Genomic DNA, 16,723 nt, shown 5'->3' on the forward strand with positions numbered 1-16,723 from the left:
GACAACACCATGGTCAGTCTGCACACCGCCTGTGGCGCGACGGCCTCCGACCTCGCGCAAACGCAGTACCTGCTCCGGTTCGAGTCCCTGTTTCATGCCGGCCGCGGCATGGCTTTTCCCTGTGATGCGCAGGGCCATGTGGACCTCGACGGCATGACCGACCGGGCCCGCGACAGCTACCTCTACGCCCGTGCCGTGATCGGCAGGGAGTACGCCTTTCCCCAGGTGCTGTCGCTGGCGCACTGAGCCGGCCGGGCCGGCTGCGGGTATCGTCTCGGGTTTGCTTGCGCCTGCCCGATCTGCGATGAACCTGCTGCTGGCCCCGATGGAAGGGCTGCTCGACGCCACGCTGCGCGATGTACTGACCCGTGCGGGCGGCATCAGCCGCTGCGTCAGCGAGTTCATCCGCGTCACCGACACCCTGCTGCCCGAGCGGGTGTTCTTCCGCGTCATGCCGGAGCTGGCCGACGGCGGCTGCACCCCGGCGGGTGTGCCGGTGCGGGGGCAGTTGCTGGGCTCTGACCCAGTCTGCCTGGCCGACAACGCCGCCCGTCTGGCCAGCCTCAGCCCCCATGGGGTGGACCTGAACTTCGGCTGCCCCGCCAAGGTGGTGAACCGCCATGGCGGCGGCGCCGCGCTGCTGGACGAGCCGGAGCTGATGCACCGCATCCTGCGCGAGGTCTGCCGCACCGTGCCGGCCGGCACGGTCGTTTCGGCCAAGATGCGCCTGGGCACCCAGGATGACGCCCGCGCCGTCGAATGCGCCCAGGCCCTGGCCGAGGGCGGAGCGAAGGAATTGGTGGTGCACGGCCGCACCAAGCTGCAGGGCTACCGGCCGCCGGCCCACTGGGACCGCATCGGCGCCATCCGCGAGGCCGTGGCGGTGCCCGTCGTGGCCAACGGCGAGATCTGGACGGTGGACGATGCCCGCCGCTGCCAGGCCGAGAGCGGCTGCACCGACCTGATGCTGGGCCGTGGCATGGTCTGCGACCCGGGCCTGGCCTTGGCCGTGCGGGCGGCCGTGGCGGGCGAGAGCGCAGGCGAGGGGGCAGGCACGGGGGCCCGGGCGCCGACCGGGCTGGACTGGGCCGCACTGCAGCCGCTGCTGGCGGTTTTCTGGGACCGGGTGCGGCTGCACATCGTTCCGCGCCACCAGGCCGGCCGGCTCAAGCAGTGGCTCAACCTGCTGCGCCGGCACCACCCCGAGGCCGAGGCGGCCTACCAGGCCTGGCGTGGCGAGACCGACGGCCGGCGCATCGCGCTGGGGCTGCTGGGCCCCGAGGGCGCGGGCCCCGGCGGCGAGGGGCGCACGGCGGGGGCCCGGTACACTGCAGGGTCGCTCCCGTCTGGCGGAGCCTTTGTCCCAACGCTTTCTCCGCGCCATGTCCCTGTCTTCCAAGGTCCCGGCGACCTCGGTGTTCGAACTCAAGAGCGCTGCGCTGACCGTCCTGGCGCTGCAACTCAAGACGTCTGATCTGGCGTCCCTGGCCGAGGCCCTGGCGGCCCGCTACGGTGCCACGCCGGGCCTGTTCGAGCACGAGCCGCTGTGCGTGGACCTCAGCCTGCTGCGCGACGAGGCCGAGTTGCCTGACTTTGAGGGCTTGGTGGCGCTGTTGCGCCGCCATGGCTTCAACCCGATGGCCGCCCGCGGCGGCAATCCCGAACAGATGGCCGCGGCGCTGAGCGCCGGCCTGGCCGAGGCCCCCGATGTGAGCCAGCCGCGCCCCGAGGCGGCGCCGGCTGTGGCCGAAGCCCCCGCCCCGGAGCCGACGGCGGCCACCCCGGCCCAGGCCGAGCTGCCGCTCGCCGAGCCGGCTCCAGCGGCCCAACGGACCCCGGTCGCCGAAGCGCTTGAAGCTGCCGAACCCGCCGCCGAGGCACCGTCAGCCCCGGCCACCGTCATCATCGACAAGCCGCTGCGCTCGGGCCAGCAGGTGTATGCCCGCGGGGCCGACCTGATCGTGCTGGCCGTGGTGAGCTTCGGTGCCGAGGTGATCGCCGACGGCAGCATCCACGTGTACGCGCCGCTGCGGGGCCGGGCGATTGCCGGCGCAAAGGGCGACACCCAGGCCCGCATCTTTGCCGCCTGCATGGAGCCGCAGCTGGTCTCCATCGCCGGCACCTGGCGCACCACCGAGGCCGGCCTGCCGCCCGAGGTGGCCGGCAAGCCCGCCCAGGTGCGCCTGGACGGGGACAAGCTGCTGTTCGAGCCCCTGAAGTTCTGACCGTTTTCGCAAAAGTTTTCCGAAAAGTTTCGAAAGGACCTGTACCGATGACCAAGATCGTCGTGGTGACCTCTGGCAAGGGAGGTGTGGGCAAGACCACCACATCGGCCAGCTTCGCCTCCGGCCTGGCCCTGCGCGGCTTCAAGACGGCCGTGATCGACTTCGATGTCGGCCTGCGCAACCTGGACCTGATCATGGGCTGCGAGCGCCGCGTGGTCTATGACCTGATCAACGTGATCCACAACGAGGCCAGCCTCAAGCAGGCGCTGATCAAGGACAAGCAGTGCGACAACCTGTTCGTTCTGGCCGCCTCGCAGACGCGTGACAAGGACGCGCTGACTCAGGAGGGCGTGGAGCGGGTGCTGAACGATCTCAAGGAGATGGGCTTCGATTACATCGTCTGCGACTCGCCGGCCGGCATCGAAACCGGCGCGCTGATGGCCATGCACTTCGCCGACGAGGCGCTGGTGGTGACCAACCCCGAGGTGTCCTCGGTGCGCGACTCTGACCGCATCCTGGGCATCCTGGCGTCCAAGACCCAGCGTGCCATCTCCGGCGCCGAGCCGATCAAGGAGCACCTGCTGATCACCCGCTACAACCCCAACCGGGTGGTGGGTGGCCAGATGCTGTCGCTGGAAGACATCCAGGAGATCCTGCGCATTGAGCTGATCGGCGTGATCCCGGAATCGGAAAGCGTGCTGGAGGCCTCCAACCAGGGCCTGCCGGCGGTGCACCTCAAGGGCACCGACGTGTCCGAGGCCTACCAGGACGTGGTCGCCCGCTTCCTGGGTGAAGACAAGCCCATGCGCTTCACCGATGCCGTCAAGCCCGGCTTCTTCAAGCGCATCTTCGGAGCGAGGTGATGCCCATGTCCTTCCTCTCCTTCCTGCTCGGCGAGAAGAAGACCACCGCCACCGTCGCCAAGGAGCGGCTGCAGATCATCCTGGCCCACGAGCGCAGCGGCCGCAATGCCGCGACGCCCGACTACCTGCCCGCGCTGCAGCGCGAGCTGGTGGCCGTGATCTCGAAGTACGTGAAGATCAACCCGGACGACCTGAAGGTCCAGCTCGAGCGCCAGGACAACCTGGAAGTGCTCGAGGTGAAGATCGAACTGCCGGACAACCGCTGAGGCGGTGCCGTCGATCGGCGCCTGCGTTTCAGCAGGCGTCCAGCAGTGGCAGCAGCTCTTCCTCCCACTGGGCCAGGTCACCTGGCGCGAGGTGCAGCCAGTCCAGGGCTGCGGCTTCGTGTCCGGCCCAGTCCGCATCCGGCGGCAGGCCTTCGTGGCGGCGCATCAGGTGCTCGGCCACCAGGCCCGCGGCCACCAGGGTGTGGGCCTCGGGTTCGGTCTCGCCGTCGCCCAGCATGTCCAGATCGTGGTGGCGGCGGATCGCCACCATCACCTCCGGGGCCAGCTGCCACACGCGGGCCACCAGGGCTCCCACCACCGCGTGGTCGGTGCGGTGGTTGGCGTTCTCGGTGGCGATGTAGGAGCGGTCGATCCGCGCCGCCGCTTCCACCATGGTGCTGGCATAGCCGCGCAGGCTTTGCATCATCACCGGCATGCCCACATGGGCGAACAGGCCGTAGGTGTGGGCCAGGTCCACCGACAGGCCCGGCAGGTGGTGAGCGATGTGGCCCATGGCCACCGCCCGCTGGGTGGATCGCTCCCAGAAGCGCTGCAGCTGCGGGCTGTTGACCTTCAGCGTGGTGCGCACCAGGTAGGCCGTCATCTCCTGGGCCGTCTTCTGCAGGCCCAGCCGGGTCATGGCCTGACCCACCGTGTGCACCGGCTGCCCCAACGAAAACGCGGGGCTGTTGGCCAGCTTGATCAGCGTGGCCGACATGGCCACATCGCTGGCGGCGATGCGGGCCACCTCGGTCAGGTCAGGTTCGGTCTGCGCCAGGGCCGAGCGCATGCGCGTGAGCAACTCCGGGCAAGGCGGGATGACGATGGTCTTCAGCGGCCCGCTGCGGTGGGCCTGATCCAGTTCCTGGCGGACTTGCTGGGCGCGCGAGCGCGGGGGCGCGAGGGTGTCGTCGGTCATGTCGGCGTTGGGTGCGGCGTCATCACCTTATCGACATCCTGCGGGGGCACTGAAGGCGTTCCTGACCGGATCTGCGAATCGCTCAGGTGCCCAGGCCCAGCGCAGCGATGCCGGCCTTGGCGATCTGGGCGTCTTCGCTGGACTTCACGCCGCTCACGCCCACGGCACCGGCCACCTGGCCATCGATCAGCACCGGCACGCCGCCTTCGAGCATGCCCTCGATTTCCGGGGCACTCAGGAAGGACACGCGGCCCTTGTTGATCATCTCTTCGTAGACGATGCTCTCGCGGCGGCCCAGCGCAGCGGTGCGGGCCTTGGCCGGGGCGATGTGGGCGGACAGCGGGGCGGCGCCGTCCAGGCGGTACAGGCCCAGCAGGTGGCCGCCATCGTCCGCCACGGCGATGCTCACCGCCCACTGGTTGCGCTCGGCTTCGGCGCGGGCGGCGGACAGGATGGTGGCCACATCGGCATGGCTCAGGCAGGGCTTGGTGTACATCGTGGGGTTCCGTGACAGGGTTGAACTCAGGGCCGCAAGGGCTGGCGGCCTTCTCTGCAGAAGGCAGAAAGTATCGCTGCCTGCGCGCAAACCAGCACCGACAATCCGGTCATGTCTGTTTCACCGTCCACGCACAGCCCGGCGGCCCAGCTGATGGCCCGCTTTCTGGGTGGCTATCCACCCGAGCTGCTGGGCCAGGTGCTGCCGCTGCTGGAGGCCGGCCGCCTGGGCGAGGCCCTGGCGCAGCGCCACCCCGAGCGGCACACCGTGCGCACCGATGCGGCGCTGTACGACTACGCGATGGACCTGAAGCAGCGCCACATGCGCCAGAGCGGTCCGGTGTCGCTGGTGGTCTACGACGCCAAGCTCAAGGTGCTGACCCAGGCCCTGGGCACCCACACCACGATCGCCCGGGTGCAGGGCGGCAAGCTCAAGGCCAAGCGCGAGATCCGCGTGGCCAGCCTGTTCCGCGATGCGCCGGCCAGCTTCCTGCGCATGATCGTCGTGCATGAGCTGGCCCACCTCAAGGAGCGGGAGCACGACAAGGCCTTCTACGCCCTGTGCAGCCACATGGTGTCCGACTACCATCAGCTGGAATTCGACACCCGGCTCTGGCTGCTGGCCCAGGAATGGGCCCGGCGCCAGCCGCCAGGACCCACCCCGTCCCCGGCCTGATTCCCAAGGATTCCAAGGAGACCCGATGCCCGGACCCGCCCGCGCTGGCGCGCTGATCTATGCCAAGGACATGAATGGCCTGGCCGTCTTCTACGAGGGGGTGCTGGGCATGCGCACGCTGCACGCCACGGCCGAGCTGATGGTGATCGAGTCGGCCGACTTCCAGATGGTGCTGCACGCACTGCCGCCGGCCTATGCCGAGCGCGTGCAGATCAGCACGCCGCCGCTGCCGCGCGAGGACACGGCCATCAAGCTCTTCTTCACGGTGTACAGCCTGGCCGAAGCCCGGGAGCGCGCCATCGCCCTGGGCGGCATCGTCTTCGACGACGAATGGGCCGGCCCGCGTTTCCGGGTGCGCAATGCCTGCGACCCGGAGGGCAACGTCTTTCAGCTGCGCGAGTTCTTCGCCTGAGCGGCCTCAGCCCTGGGCGCTGATGGCCGCATGCAGGGCCAGGAAGTCCTGCGTCAGCTTGTGTCGCGCATCCAGGTGGATCAGCGGCAGGTTGCGCTCGTGGGATTCCTTCACCTTCACGCTGCTGCCCAAATAGGGTTGCAGCACCGGCAGCCCCTCGTCCACCAGCTCCTGCACGATGCGCTGGGGCAGGCTGGCCCGCGGCTGGAACTGGTTGACCACGATGCCGCTGACCTTCAGCGCCTCGTTGTGGTCGGACTGGATCTCTTGCACGTTCTCCAGCAGGGTGTAGAGGGCCCGGCGCGAGAAATCGTCGCAGTCGAAGGGGATCAGGCAGCCTTCGGCCGCGATCAGCGCCGAGCGGGTGTAGAAGTTCAGCGCCGGCGGCGTGTCGATCCAGATCTCGTCGTAGCCGGCTTCCTGCAACTCGGCCAGGGCGTCGCGCAGCTTGTAGATCTTGTAGCGCGACTCCAGCTTGCCGTGCATGTCGTCCAGCGCCGGGCTGGAGGCCATCAGGTCCAGGCCCTCGAAAGGCGTCTGGGTGATGAATTCGTCCAATGTGGGTGTGCGCACGCTGAACTTGAGCTGCTGCTCGAAGAAATCGGCCACGCCCGCAGGGGCCTCGTCGGCCGCCTCGCCCAGCAGGTAGCGGGTGGAATTGCCCTGGGGGTCCAGGTCCACCAGCAGGGTGCGCAGGCCCTGGCTGGCGCTGATGGCCGCCAGGTTGCTGGCGATGGTGGACTTGCCCACGCCGCCTTTCTGATTGAACACCACGTATCGCATGTGAACGTCTCCTGTGGGGGCGCTGCGTGACGGGTCGGCCGCCATGGCGCTGTCCCGATTGTGCATCGCAACAAGGTCCGTCCGGACCCGGGTGCACCCTGGCTGGCGCAAATGCACCGCAGCGGTGACGGTGGACAATCCGGGCCAGAACATTCGGAGCCCACCATGGACGAGACCTTCCGCCAGCAGGTGCTGGATGACACCCTGGACTGGCTGGACAAGGCCGTCATCGGCCTGAACCTGTGCCCCTTTGCCAAGAGCGTGCGGGTGAAGGGCCAGGTGCGCACCGTGGTGAGCGAGGCCACCACGCCCGAAGCCCTGCACGAACAACTGGTGGCCGAGCTGCGCCATCTGGCCGAGGTGGACCCCGAGGTGACCGACACCACGCTGCTGGTGCATCCGCTGGCGATGCAGGACTTCCTGGATTTCAACGACTTCCTGGACGAGGCCGACGCCGTGCTGGAAGCGCTGGGCCTGGAAGGCACGCTGCAGATCGCCAACTTCCACCCGCAGTTCCAGTTTGCCGGCACCGAGGTGGACGACATCTCCAACTTCACCAACCGGGCGCCGTACCCCACGCTGCACCTGATCCGCGAGACCAGCATCGACCGCGCGGTGGAGGTCTTCCCCGAAGCAGAGACCATCTACGAGCGCAACATCGAGACGCTGGAGCGCCTGGGGCTGGCGGGTTGGCGCGAGCTTTTCCCCGCCAAGAAGGCTTGAGAAGAGGGTCGGGGCAGCGTCCTTACAATCGCCCGCCATCCTGCCCGGGCATGCGTGCCTGGGCGCTCACCCCAGCCTGCCGCCGCCAACGTGTCCGATCGCCTCGCCGTCCTGCCCCAGTACCTGCTGCCCAAGCGGGCCCTCACGTCCTTTGCCGGCTGGGTGGCTGGGGGGCGCTGGGGCGTCATCACCACCGGCATCATCCGGCGCTTCATCCGCCGCTACGGCGTGAACATGGACGAGGCGGTGCAGTCCGACCCGGCGGCCTACCGCAGCTTCAACGATTTCTTCACCCGGGCCCTGAAGCCGGAGGCTCGGCCGCTGGCCCGCGCCGACCTGATCTGCCCGGTGGACGGCGCCATCAGCCAGTTTGGCCCGCTGCAGCGTGACCAGCTGCTGCAGGCCAAGGGCCACCACTACAGCAGCACCGCCCTGGTGGGCGGTGACGCGGCGCTGGCCGCCCGCTTCGACCACGGCCACTTTGCCTGCCTGTACCTGAGCCCGCGCGACTACCACCGCATCCACATGCCTTGTGACGGCCGGCTCACTCGCATGATCCACGTGCCGGGCGAGCTGTTCTCCGTCAACCCCACCACCGCCCGTGGCGTGCCGGGGCTGTTCGCCCGCAACGAGCGGGTGGTGTGTGTGTTCGAGGGCGTGAACCCGGGGCAGAGCCCCTTCGTGCTGGTGCTGGTGGGCGCCACCATCGTCGGCAGCATGGCCACCGTGTGGCACGGCGTGGTCAACCCGCCGCGCCCCGGCCAGGTGCGGGAATGGCGTTATGACGACAGCGCCGCGCCGGTGCAGTTGCGCCAGGGCGAGGAGATGGGCCGCTTCCTGCTGGGCTCCACCGTGGTGATGCTCTTTCCGCAGGGACCGCTGCAGTTCAACCCCGGATGGGCGCCGGGCGGCGCCATCCGCCTGGGCGAGGCGATGGCCAGCCGCGGCTGAGCGGGGAAGGGGGGCGCGGCGGTCGGCTGCCCGCCGCCGGCGCTCCCTGGGGGCCGTCCGTTCAGAAGGCCGCCCACTCCTCGCTTGGCGCGTTGGCAGCCGAGTTGGCCGAGGGCGCGCTCTGGCCGTGGGCGGCTCCGCTTGCCGCGGGCGCGGTCTGGGCGGGCCGGCGCTTGACTGCACTGCGGGCCGCTGCGGCCGGTGTGGCGCGGGGGCTGTGCGTGGCGGGCGCCGAAGAGGTCACCGCCAGCTGGTGATGGCCCACCAGCTTGAAGACGGAGACCGCCTGCACCAGTTGCTGGGCTTGGTGCTTCATGCTTTCGGCCGCGGCAGCGCTCTGTTCCACCAGGGCGGCATTTTGCTGCGTCACCTGGTCCATCTGGCCGACGGCGTTGACCACCTGCACGACGCCGTCACTCTGTTCGGTCGAGGCGGAGCTGATCTCGCCCACGATGTCGCTGACCTGCTTGATGGAGCGGACGATCTCGTCCATGGTCTTGCCGGCCTGGTCAACCAGGGCCGCGCCCTGATCCACCTGTTCGACGTTGCTGGTGATCAGGCGCTTGATCTCCCGGGCGGCTTCGGCGCTGCGCTGGGCCAGCGTGCGGACCTCGCCGGCCACGACGGCAAAACCGCGCCCCTGTTCCCCGGCACGCGCGGCTTCCACCGCGGCATTCAGGGCCAGGATGTTGGTCTGGAACGCGATGCCGTCGATCACGCCGATGATGTCGCCGATCTTGCGGCTGCTGCCGCTGATGCCCTGCATGGTGGTGACCACCTGTTCGACGATCGCACCGCCCTGGGTGGCGACGGTGGAAGCCCCCTGGGCCAGTTGGTTGGCCTGGTGGGCGCTGTCGGCGTTGGTGCGCACGGTGGAGCCGAGCTGGTGCATGGTGGCCGCCGTCTGCTGCAGCGCGCCGGCCTGTTCCTCGGTGCGTTGGCTGAGGTCCTGGTTGCCCTGGGCGATCTCCGCGCTGGCCGTGGCCACGCTCTCGGCACTGCCGCGGACCTGGGCCACCACCTCCGTCAGCGAGGCCTGCATGGCGGCCAGCGTGGCCAGCAGCGGGCTGAACTCGTCCACCGCGGTGTCTTCGACGGTCGTGGAGAAGTCACCCTGCTTGACGCGGTCGGCCACGATCTGGGCCTGGGCCACGCGCCGGCGCAGCGAGCGGGCGACCATCCAGGACATGGCCACCAGGCCCGCGGCAACGGCCGCGACCAGCAGCGTCAGCTGGAGCCGAACCTCCTCGACATTGGTGCCGATGGTCGCCACGTCCTGACCCAGCACCTGGGTCTGGCGGCTGCGCTCTTCGCTGAGCCATTTCTGGATCTTGGCGAACTGCGGAACCGTGGTCTGGGCCAGCATCGTCAGGGCTTCGTCATGCTTGCCCGACCGGATCAGATCCAGGTTCTTTTCTGCCACGGGCCAGGAGACCTGCTGCAGGTCCAGCCAGTCGCGCTTGAAGGCGTCACGGCCCGCCTGGTCCTGGATCTCGGCCAGGAAGTCGTCGTCGTTCTTGGTGATCTCCTGTCGCCGGGCCTGCAGGGCCTTGGCGGCCTGCTCCATCTCCTGCGGGGTGCCCGCCAGCATGGCCTGTCGGATGTCCGACAGTGCCTGCGAAATCTTCAGTTCGGTGCTGGCGATCAGGCTCAGCTGAAGCACCTTGATGTCACCGGTGCGGTGGGCCAGTTCGCGGACTTCGCGCAGTTGGATCCAGGTGCTGGCCGTGACGGCCATGAGGGCAACGATGAGTGCGAACGACACCGCGTAGAGGCGCTGGCTGAGGCTGATTCTCTTGAACAAAGACATGATGCTCCTTAACGGGAGAAGGGAAATCTGACTGACCTCGGCGGTGGCGGGCAGGCCTGCGCTGGGTCGGCCCCCGGGGCAACGACCGTGTCTCCTGAGCGCACTGCTTGATTTCGCCGGTGACCTGAGGGGGATGCTCCTCTTCTTATCGGCTGAGGATCCTCTGTATTGAGGATTTCGCGTAGGTCTTTTCTGACATTCGAGTGGCCGGGGGTTTGCCATGGAACGCTTAGGTCACCGGGAAAGCGCCCCCCGGCGCCGATGTGGCCAGCCTTCTACGATGGGCCGCCGCCTGCTGGGCGCGGTCCGTGGCCTGCGCCACCACCTTGCGCCACCAACCCGGTCAGGCGGGCACCTGCATCCACTCAGAAAGACTTGCCATGACAACCTTTGCCCGCCTCCGGGCGCGGGGCGTGGCGGTGCTGTTGGCCGCGCTCACCCTTGCCTGTGCATCCACGTCCGCCACTGCCGCCGTGGCCTTGCCTCAGCTCCACATCGACACCGGCCAGATCACCGTGTCCGGCCTGTCCTCGGGCGGCTTCATGGCCAATCAGCTGGGCTATGCCTATTCGGGCACCTTCAAGGGTGTGGGGGTGTTCGCGGGCGGGCCGTACATGTGCGCGGGCCACAGCAACTACACCGCCTGCATGTACAACGCCAGCATCTCCAGCAGCATGCTCAGCACCCTGCAGGCGGACCTGAACAACTGGAGCGGCACCGCCATCGACCCCCTGGCCAACGTGGCCGGGCAGAAAGTGTTCATGTTTGTGGGCACCAGCGACACCACGGTGGGCCCCAAGCCCATGAACGCGGTGCAGACCCAGTACACCAGCAACGGGGTGCCCGCCGCCAACCTGAGCTATGTGCAGCGCAGCGGCACGGCGCATGTGTTCCCCACCGACTTTGCCGCCACCGGCAACAACAGCTGCGGCACCAGCGCCTCGCCCTACATCGCCAACTGCGGCTACGACGGCGCCAAGGCGGTGCTGAGCCAGTTCTACGGCACGCTCAACGCCCGCAACGACGCGCCGGCCGCGGCCAACTACATCGAGTTCGACCAGACGCCCTTCACCGCGGGCAACCCCGGCATGGCCGCCACCGGCTGGCTCTATGTGCCGGCCAACTGCGCCAGCGGGGCGGTGTGCCGCCTGCATGTGGCCCTGCATGGCTGCCAGCAGAATGTCGCCACGATTGGCGACAAGTTCCTGAAGAACACCGGCTACACCCGCTGGGCCGACACCAACAGCATCGTCGTGCTCTTCCCGCAGACGAAGGTGGACAACACCAGCCGCAGCACCGCCGCCAGCGGCTCGCTGGCCAACCCCAACGGCTGCTGGGACTGGGTGGGCTGGTACGGCGGCAACTTCGCCCAGCGCACCGGCGCGCAGGCGCAGGCCATCAAGGCCATGGTGGACCAGGTGGCCTCCGGCTCGGGTGGTGGGGGGGGAGGAGGCGCCCTGCCTGCGCCCACCGGGCTGGTGGCTTCGGGCGCCACCGACACCACCATGACCCTCGGCTGGAACGCGGTCAGCGGCGCGGTGGGCTACCACGTGTTCCGCAACGGCGTGCAGGTGGACACCTCGGCCGTCACCGGCACCAGCTACGTGGACAGCGGCCTGTCGCCCGCCACCCCCTACAGCTGGACCGTGGCCGCCCTGGACAGCGGCGGCACGCAGGGCGCGCTCTCGGCCGCGGTCAGCGCCACCACCACCGGGGCCGCCGCCACCTGCTTCACCGCCAGCAACTACGCCCACACCACGGCCGGCCGGGCCCACCAGAGCGGCGGCTACACCTACGCCAACGGCTCCAACCAGGCCATGGGCCTGTGGAACGTGTTCGTCACCACCACGCTGAAGCAGACGGGGGCCAACTACTACGTGATTGGCAGCTGTCCCTGAGGGCCTGTGCGGGGCGCGGGCTCTTCTACACTGCGCCCCATGATCTGCTTGGCCCCAGTGACCCACCAGGACCACGAGAAACTGCTGCAGTTTGAGCAGGAGAACTTGGCCGTCGGCTCCTGGGGCTGCGTCGGCTGAAAGCCCCGGCGCGCCTCACCAATCCGGTCTCGGTGTGGTGGCTACAGCGCTGCGATTCCGTACAGTTTGGACACTCACTCACGAGCATGAAATTTCACTCGTGCGCAGGGTTGCTGCCACTTCCCGACCAGCAGGTGAGAGCAAGAATAGACCGTGAGCAATACGATGAATCGAATTCCAAGCCTGCACTACTCATTGTTCCAGGCGCGAGCCGTGCTAAGCGCAAGATTCGCTGCATTGCCTTCGATGCCCCGTCCTCACCTGGGTTTGATGTCTGCCGAACAGGAGACGCCCAGAGACGGGGATCTGCTTGAGCTTTTGCTGAATACGACTTCGAGCAGAAACGATGACGAAGCGACTGCGCGGCAGGAGTACATGCGCATTCGCTTGGAGGTGGGAGCCGAGCTGCCGGACTTCGACCAAGCGCTGGCGAGGGGATGGTTTCGGCTCATCCAGGGACGGGTAGTTCCTGCCGTTGCGTTGAGCGACTATTACCTTCGGCACGATGTGCCGTATGCAGAGGCGCTACGGTCTTTTGTCTACTGGCTTAGCGACGTGAAATATCAAATCGCGCAGCCAGGCGCACATGTCAGTGCAAGTACCTTTGAAGACTACCTCGTCGCTGGAGCCGAATCGGGGCACAAGCCGCCCGTCCAGACGCCGACCTGGATTGCGGCGCGACTTTGGGATGACCAGCCACCAGTCGATCTCGCAACGTGGGCCATGCGCTGGGAAGTGCTCGATTTGGTCCCCCTGATTCCTTCTGCCGTTTGGTCCGAGCAGGATGCACAGCGGTTCAGGGAGGCTTCACTTCAAGCCCTACGCAATGCCAATCTCCCCACATGGGACCACGTGTCCGTTGCCGAAAGCCTGCGGGCCTCCGGGGACATGCAAGAGCTGGTACCTATCGAAGTGAAGCCTGATCTGCTGGGACGCGTCCTCGCTCGTACGCGCGCTCACTACGGGACCGACCTCTATGAGGCGCATGCGCTCTGCGCACTCATGAGAGTACTGGTGCTTGAGCTGGCGCATGTCGAGGCTGGACCGGTCCCTTCCAAGATGACTCAGGAACTGGTCGCGCTGGCGACGTGCCATCCTGAACTTTGCGACGTGCTGATTGACTGCTGCCTACAAGCGCCGCAGGTCCTTGCCGACCTCATTTTCTGTCCGCCTGCAGCGGGTCTGGTCTGCCACCTGGTCGCTACATGGCATGTGCAGTTCCAGATCGACCGGGACTATCGCAATGAGGCTGCCGACTCGGTGCAAGCGTCATTGTTGGCGGACTGCCTGGAGGTTCTCCGGTATCACTTTGTTCAGGGCGACGTAGCTCCGGCTGAATCCGCGCGCTTGCTGATCGTGATGCAGGAGCACGATTGCGGGGGGAGTGATGGCGTGCCTTTGCTACCCATTGGCCTAGACCACCTGCGTGGACTGCCCGTGGATATCAAGCGGCAAGTTCGCCAGTCACTTATAGAAATGGCAAGCGCCCAGGCCACCTCCCTGGAGTTTGCGGTCATGCTGAAGGCCGTTGCCGTGGTGGGTGAGTCGTTGCCTCCTGCAGAAGCGGAGACCGTGGCTTCTGCTTATCGAAAGGCATTCCATGCAAAGGAACGGGCCGATACACGATGGGTAGACGTTACGGGCGCGGCCGCGCTGGCCCGACTGGCAATGGATCACGGCCACCTCCAACCCAGGATCTTCTATCCCCTCGACTTGCAGGCCGAACTGGCTCGTCGACCGGACGATGTCGTGGGTCTGGGTTTGTCCATGCGTGAGCAGATACGAATGCTGAGCCGTGCGGTGGTGGGCTACCCCGAAAGCGTACCTGGCGACCTCGTCGAAGCATTGGCTTTGGCGATCCAGGCTGGGGCGAGTAATCGCCCGGACAGGGGCCGGGTCGACGCCTTCACATTCCAGCTGGACAACCAGGTCCGAGGTCGGCAAGGGCCGCGTCTGGAGTCAGATTTGATCGAGGCCGTGAACAGGCTGGAGGTCCCTGCTCAACAAGAGCGCCTCGTAAAGGCGCTCCTGCTGGTCGAGGATCCTCTGATACTGGCCATGTTGCTGCCCCGTGTGCCGGCGGTGTACCGAGAGCGCATTGTTGCCCGGTTGCGGGTATTGACACCCGACGAAGCTAGCCGTGCAGCGTTCGTCACACAAGCGTCGGAGCGCGGGCAAGCGCTTCTGGATGCAGGGCTTCCTGAGCTTGCCAGTGCATATCTGCGAGAGGCCCAAGAAGCGCAACGTGGAAGAAATCTTCCCGCGTTGGCCGTGCAGACCCTGAATCAGCAATTGCAGATCCACTACCTGAGCGGCACGTTTGATGCGGTTGCATCAGCCAAGATTCCAGACGGTCTGCGGCCGGAACACCAGGCCGAGGCGCAGAGAACACTGGATTTCTTCCGCGCGTTGGTGTGCCTCAAGAACGAGCCACCCGAAGCCTTGAAAGCTGCAGGGATTTTTCACAGCCTGTATCGGCAGCACCCGTTGCCTGCATACGCGATCAACCTGCTCGCCGCACGTGTGGTCAAGCTCCTCGGGGAGAACCTGTTTCGTGTCGTGGTCGGGGAGGATGCTGAGATGGCCCGCCTCGCAATTGATGAGGCTGACCGGGCCATTCCTTCTATCAAGGGACTCAGCGACATGTCCCGCGCCATCCATGTGCCAAATTGCGCAGCCATGCTGCTGGCCGTTGGGCGCCCCAGGGAGGCCATGAATCGCCTCAAGGAACTTGCGTCTGTGGAGCGCACCGCCGAGAGCACGGCATTCGAGGCGGTGGCCAGCGCGAGGCTTGGCGAGCCGGATCGTGCCCGTGCGTTGATTCGGTCAGGCAGGGAGCGCTACGGCGACGCATCGCTGCTCGTCGGGGCCGAGAGCCACATCGATCATTCGGCCGGCTTTGGCGCGCCTCCCCTCGTGCTTTTCAAACAGGAGGCGGCGGTCCAGTTGCGCGCAGCCATGCGTTCATTCATGGAGCTCCCCGCTTCGGAGCAGGCAGAAGTTCTGATGGGGCCACCCTTGGCATTGGAGAAGCTGCTGACGGCAGCCTTTCAGGACGCGCTCGCCGCTTTTCAGCGAACGCTGTCATTCCTCAAGCTCGACAGGCATACGGAATTCGATGAAGACGACTTCAATGGCATCGTCGCCGAGTTGGTCGAGGCGCGACTCGAAGGAAGTTTGGGTTGGCAGGCGCACGAGCAGTCACCGGGCGGCTACACGGAGAAGGGCAATGCCGGAAGGCGTGACTTCGTGGTCCGTCGCCGAGGCGTAGACATCACCGTTTTCGAGGCGCTGAAAGCATCGCAGCCTAACGACAAGCGGATTTCTGCACATCTCCACAAGCTCCTTGGCTACTCTTGGGCCGACATCCTCTTCCATGTCACCTACAGCAATCGCAAGGACGTCTCAGAGATGCGCACTGCAGTCGAAGAGGTGGCAAGGCGTCCACCTCCGGGCACAACGTATCAATGCCAATCGGCGATACCCGCCGACGGGGCAAGGCCCGGCGCTGTCAGGGGAAGCTATCGCAGGAATGGAGACGATGTCACAGTCATCTTCTTTGTGATCGACATGCGAGAGGATGGTTTGCGAGCTGCGGTGGGGGCGCCAGCTTTGTAGCGCGTGCGAGCCTTCAGGCGCCCCGCTTGGCCAGCAGCGCCCGCGCCGTGCGCGAGCCGTTGACCTGGCCCAGCGCCTCGCGGATGAACGCGCCAGCGTCGATCAACGCGTCCAGGTCGATGCCGGTGTCGATGCCCAGGCCGTGCAGCAGGTAGACCACGTCCTCGGTGGCCACGTTGCCGGTGGCGCCCTTGGCGTAGGGGCAGCCGCCCAGGCCGGAGACGCTGGCATCGAAGGTGTGGATGCCCAGCTCCAGACTGGCGTAGACGTTGGCCAGGGCCATGCCGTAGGTGTCGTGGAAATGGCCGCTCACCTCCGCCAGCGGGAAGTGGCGCAGCGCGGCTTCCAGCGCGCGCTGCACCTGGCGCGGGGTGCCCACGCCGATGGTGTCGGCCACGCCCACGTGCTGCACGCCGATGCCGGCCATCAGCCGGGCCACCAGTTCCACCCGCTCGGGGGCGATGGCGCCCTCATAGGGGCAGCCCACCGCGCAGGAGATGGCGCCGCGCACCTTGACGCCCACGGCGCGGGCGGCTGCCACCACTGGCGCGAAGCGCTCGATGGATTCGGCGATGGAGCAGTTGATGTTCTTCTGGCTGAAGGCCTCGCTGGCGGCGCCGAAGACGACGATCTCGTCCGGCCGCGTGGCAGCGGCTGCTTCCCAGCCCTTCAGGTTGGGCGTCAGCACCGAGTAGCGCGCGCCGGCCTGGCGCTGCACGCCGGCCATCACCTCGGCGTTGTCGGCCATCTGCGGCACCCACTTCGGGCTGACGAAGCTGGTGACCTCGATCTCGCGCAGGCCGGCGGACTGCAGGCGGTGGACGAGCTCAATCTTGGTGGCGGCCGGGACGGTCTGCTTTTCGTTCTGCAGGCCGTCGCGCGGGCCCACCTCGACCAGGGTGACGCGGGCGGGGAGATGGGCGGTGGAAACAGCGGTCGTGCTCAT

The 16,723-nt window shown here is 67.2% G+C and carries 16 protein-coding genes; 11 read left to right on the top strand and 5 right to left on the bottom strand.

Annotation, left to right across the window (positions count from 1 at the left end):
* The first annotated feature begins 9 nt into the window (after positions 1-9).
* From M0L44_RS04490 to minE, 5 genes are read left to right on the top strand one after another with little or no spacing between them, the layout of a single operon-like run.
* Complete coding sequence (locus tag M0L44_RS04490) at positions 10-246, top strand: hypothetical protein (RefSeq protein ID WP_252768461.1); 237 nt, start codon at positions 10-12, stop codon at positions 244-246.
* Positions 247-304: 58 nt separating this feature from the next.
* Positions 305-1,474 (top strand): tRNA dihydrouridine synthase, encoded by a 1,170-nt coding sequence (locus M0L44_RS04495; protein WP_252768462.1) that lies wholly within the window; start codon positions 305-307, stop codon positions 1,472-1,474.
* Entirely contained in the window at positions 1,383-2,225 is an 843-nt protein-coding gene (gene minC, locus M0L44_RS04500; protein ID WP_252768463.1) for a septum site-determining protein MinC, read from the top strand. The genes M0L44_RS04495 and minC overlap by 92 nt, the downstream gene beginning before the upstream one ends.
* Before the next feature lie 47 nt (positions 2,226-2,272).
* Entirely contained in the window at positions 2,273-3,088 is an 816-nt protein-coding gene (gene minD / locus M0L44_RS04505; RefSeq protein ID WP_252768464.1) for a septum site-determining protein MinD, read from the top strand.
* 5 nt (positions 3,089-3,093) lie between these two features.
* The gene (gene minE / locus M0L44_RS04510; RefSeq protein ID WP_252768465.1) at positions 3,094-3,354 is read left to right on the top strand and encodes a cell division topological specificity factor MinE; all 261 of its coding nucleotides are present in this window, start codon (positions 3,094-3,096) and stop codon (positions 3,352-3,354) included.
* 28 nt (positions 3,355-3,382) lie between these two features.
* Here the strand turns inward: minE and M0L44_RS04515 are convergent, their stop codons facing one another.
* Both M0L44_RS04515 and M0L44_RS04520 read right to left on the bottom strand, forming a co-directional pair.
* Positions 3,383-4,273 (bottom strand): HDOD domain-containing protein, encoded by an 891-nt coding sequence (locus M0L44_RS04515; protein WP_252768466.1) that lies wholly within the window; start codon positions 4,271-4,273, stop codon positions 3,383-3,385.
* 82 nt (positions 4,274-4,355) lie between these two features.
* Positions 4,356-4,769: a GlcG/HbpS family heme-binding protein gene (locus tag M0L44_RS04520; RefSeq protein ID WP_252768467.1), complete on the bottom strand. Its 414-nt coding sequence runs from the start codon at positions 4,767-4,769 to the stop codon at positions 4,356-4,358.
* Between the two features lie 111 nt (positions 4,770-4,880).
* On the opposite strand from M0L44_RS04520, the gene M0L44_RS04525 reads away from it, so the two are divergent.
* Complete coding sequence (locus tag M0L44_RS04525) at positions 4,881-5,444, top strand: M48 metallopeptidase family protein (RefSeq protein ID WP_252768468.1); 564 nt, start codon at positions 4,881-4,883, stop codon at positions 5,442-5,444.
* A gap of 25 nt (positions 5,445-5,469) precedes the next feature.
* Complete coding sequence (locus M0L44_RS04530; protein ID WP_252768469.1) at positions 5,470-5,856, top strand: VOC family protein; 387 nt, start codon at positions 5,470-5,472, stop codon at positions 5,854-5,856.
* A 6-nt stretch (positions 5,857-5,862) separates the two neighbouring features.
* Here the strand turns inward: M0L44_RS04530 and M0L44_RS04535 are convergent, their stop codons facing one another.
* Positions 5,863-6,639 (bottom strand): ParA family protein, encoded by a 777-nt coding sequence (locus M0L44_RS04535; RefSeq protein ID WP_252768470.1) that lies wholly within the window; start codon positions 6,637-6,639, stop codon positions 5,863-5,865.
* Between the two features lie 165 nt (positions 6,640-6,804).
* Here M0L44_RS04535 and M0L44_RS04540 point away from each other — a divergent pair, with 165 nt between their 5' ends.
* Positions 6,805-7,362 (top strand): DUF1415 domain-containing protein, encoded by a 558-nt coding sequence (locus M0L44_RS04540; RefSeq protein WP_252768471.1) that lies wholly within the window; start codon positions 6,805-6,807, stop codon positions 7,360-7,362.
* 90 nt (positions 7,363-7,452) lie between these two features.
* Positions 7,453-8,313, top strand: coding sequence for an archaetidylserine decarboxylase (gene asd, locus M0L44_RS04545; protein WP_252768472.1), 861 nt, complete (start codon positions 7,453-7,455; stop codon positions 8,311-8,313).
* A 61-nt stretch (positions 8,314-8,374) separates the two neighbouring features.
* Here asd and M0L44_RS04550 read toward each other — a convergent pair whose 3' ends face one another.
* A complete protein-coding gene (locus tag M0L44_RS04550) occupies positions 8,375-10,123 on the bottom strand; it encodes a methyl-accepting chemotaxis protein (RefSeq protein WP_252768473.1) in 1,749 nt (582 codons plus the stop codon).
* A gap of 380 nt (positions 10,124-10,503) precedes the next feature.
* Between M0L44_RS04550 and M0L44_RS04555 the strand changes: the two genes are divergently transcribed.
* Together M0L44_RS04555 and M0L44_RS04560 are read left to right on the top strand one after the other, a co-directional pair.
* Complete coding sequence (locus M0L44_RS04555) at positions 10,504-12,021, top strand: extracellular catalytic domain type 2 short-chain-length polyhydroxyalkanoate depolymerase (RefSeq protein WP_252768474.1); 1,518 nt, start codon at positions 10,504-10,506, stop codon at positions 12,019-12,021.
* 291 nt (positions 12,022-12,312) lie between these two features.
* On the top strand, positions 12,313-15,777 hold the full coding sequence (locus tag M0L44_RS04560; RefSeq protein WP_252768475.1) for a hypothetical protein: 3,465 nt from the start codon (positions 12,313-12,315) through the stop codon (positions 15,775-15,777).
* Between the two features lie 13 nt (positions 15,778-15,790).
* Here M0L44_RS04560 and M0L44_RS04565 read toward each other — a convergent pair whose 3' ends face one another.
* Positions 15,791-16,723: a hydroxymethylglutaryl-CoA lyase gene (locus M0L44_RS04565; protein ID WP_252768476.1), complete on the bottom strand. Its 933-nt coding sequence runs from the start codon at positions 16,721-16,723 to the stop codon at positions 15,791-15,793.

This window comes from Ideonella oryzae (assembly GCF_024055665.1).
In the GTDB taxonomy this organism is placed as follows: Bacteria; Pseudomonadota; Gammaproteobacteria; order Burkholderiales; family Burkholderiaceae_C; genus Ideonella; species Ideonella oryzae.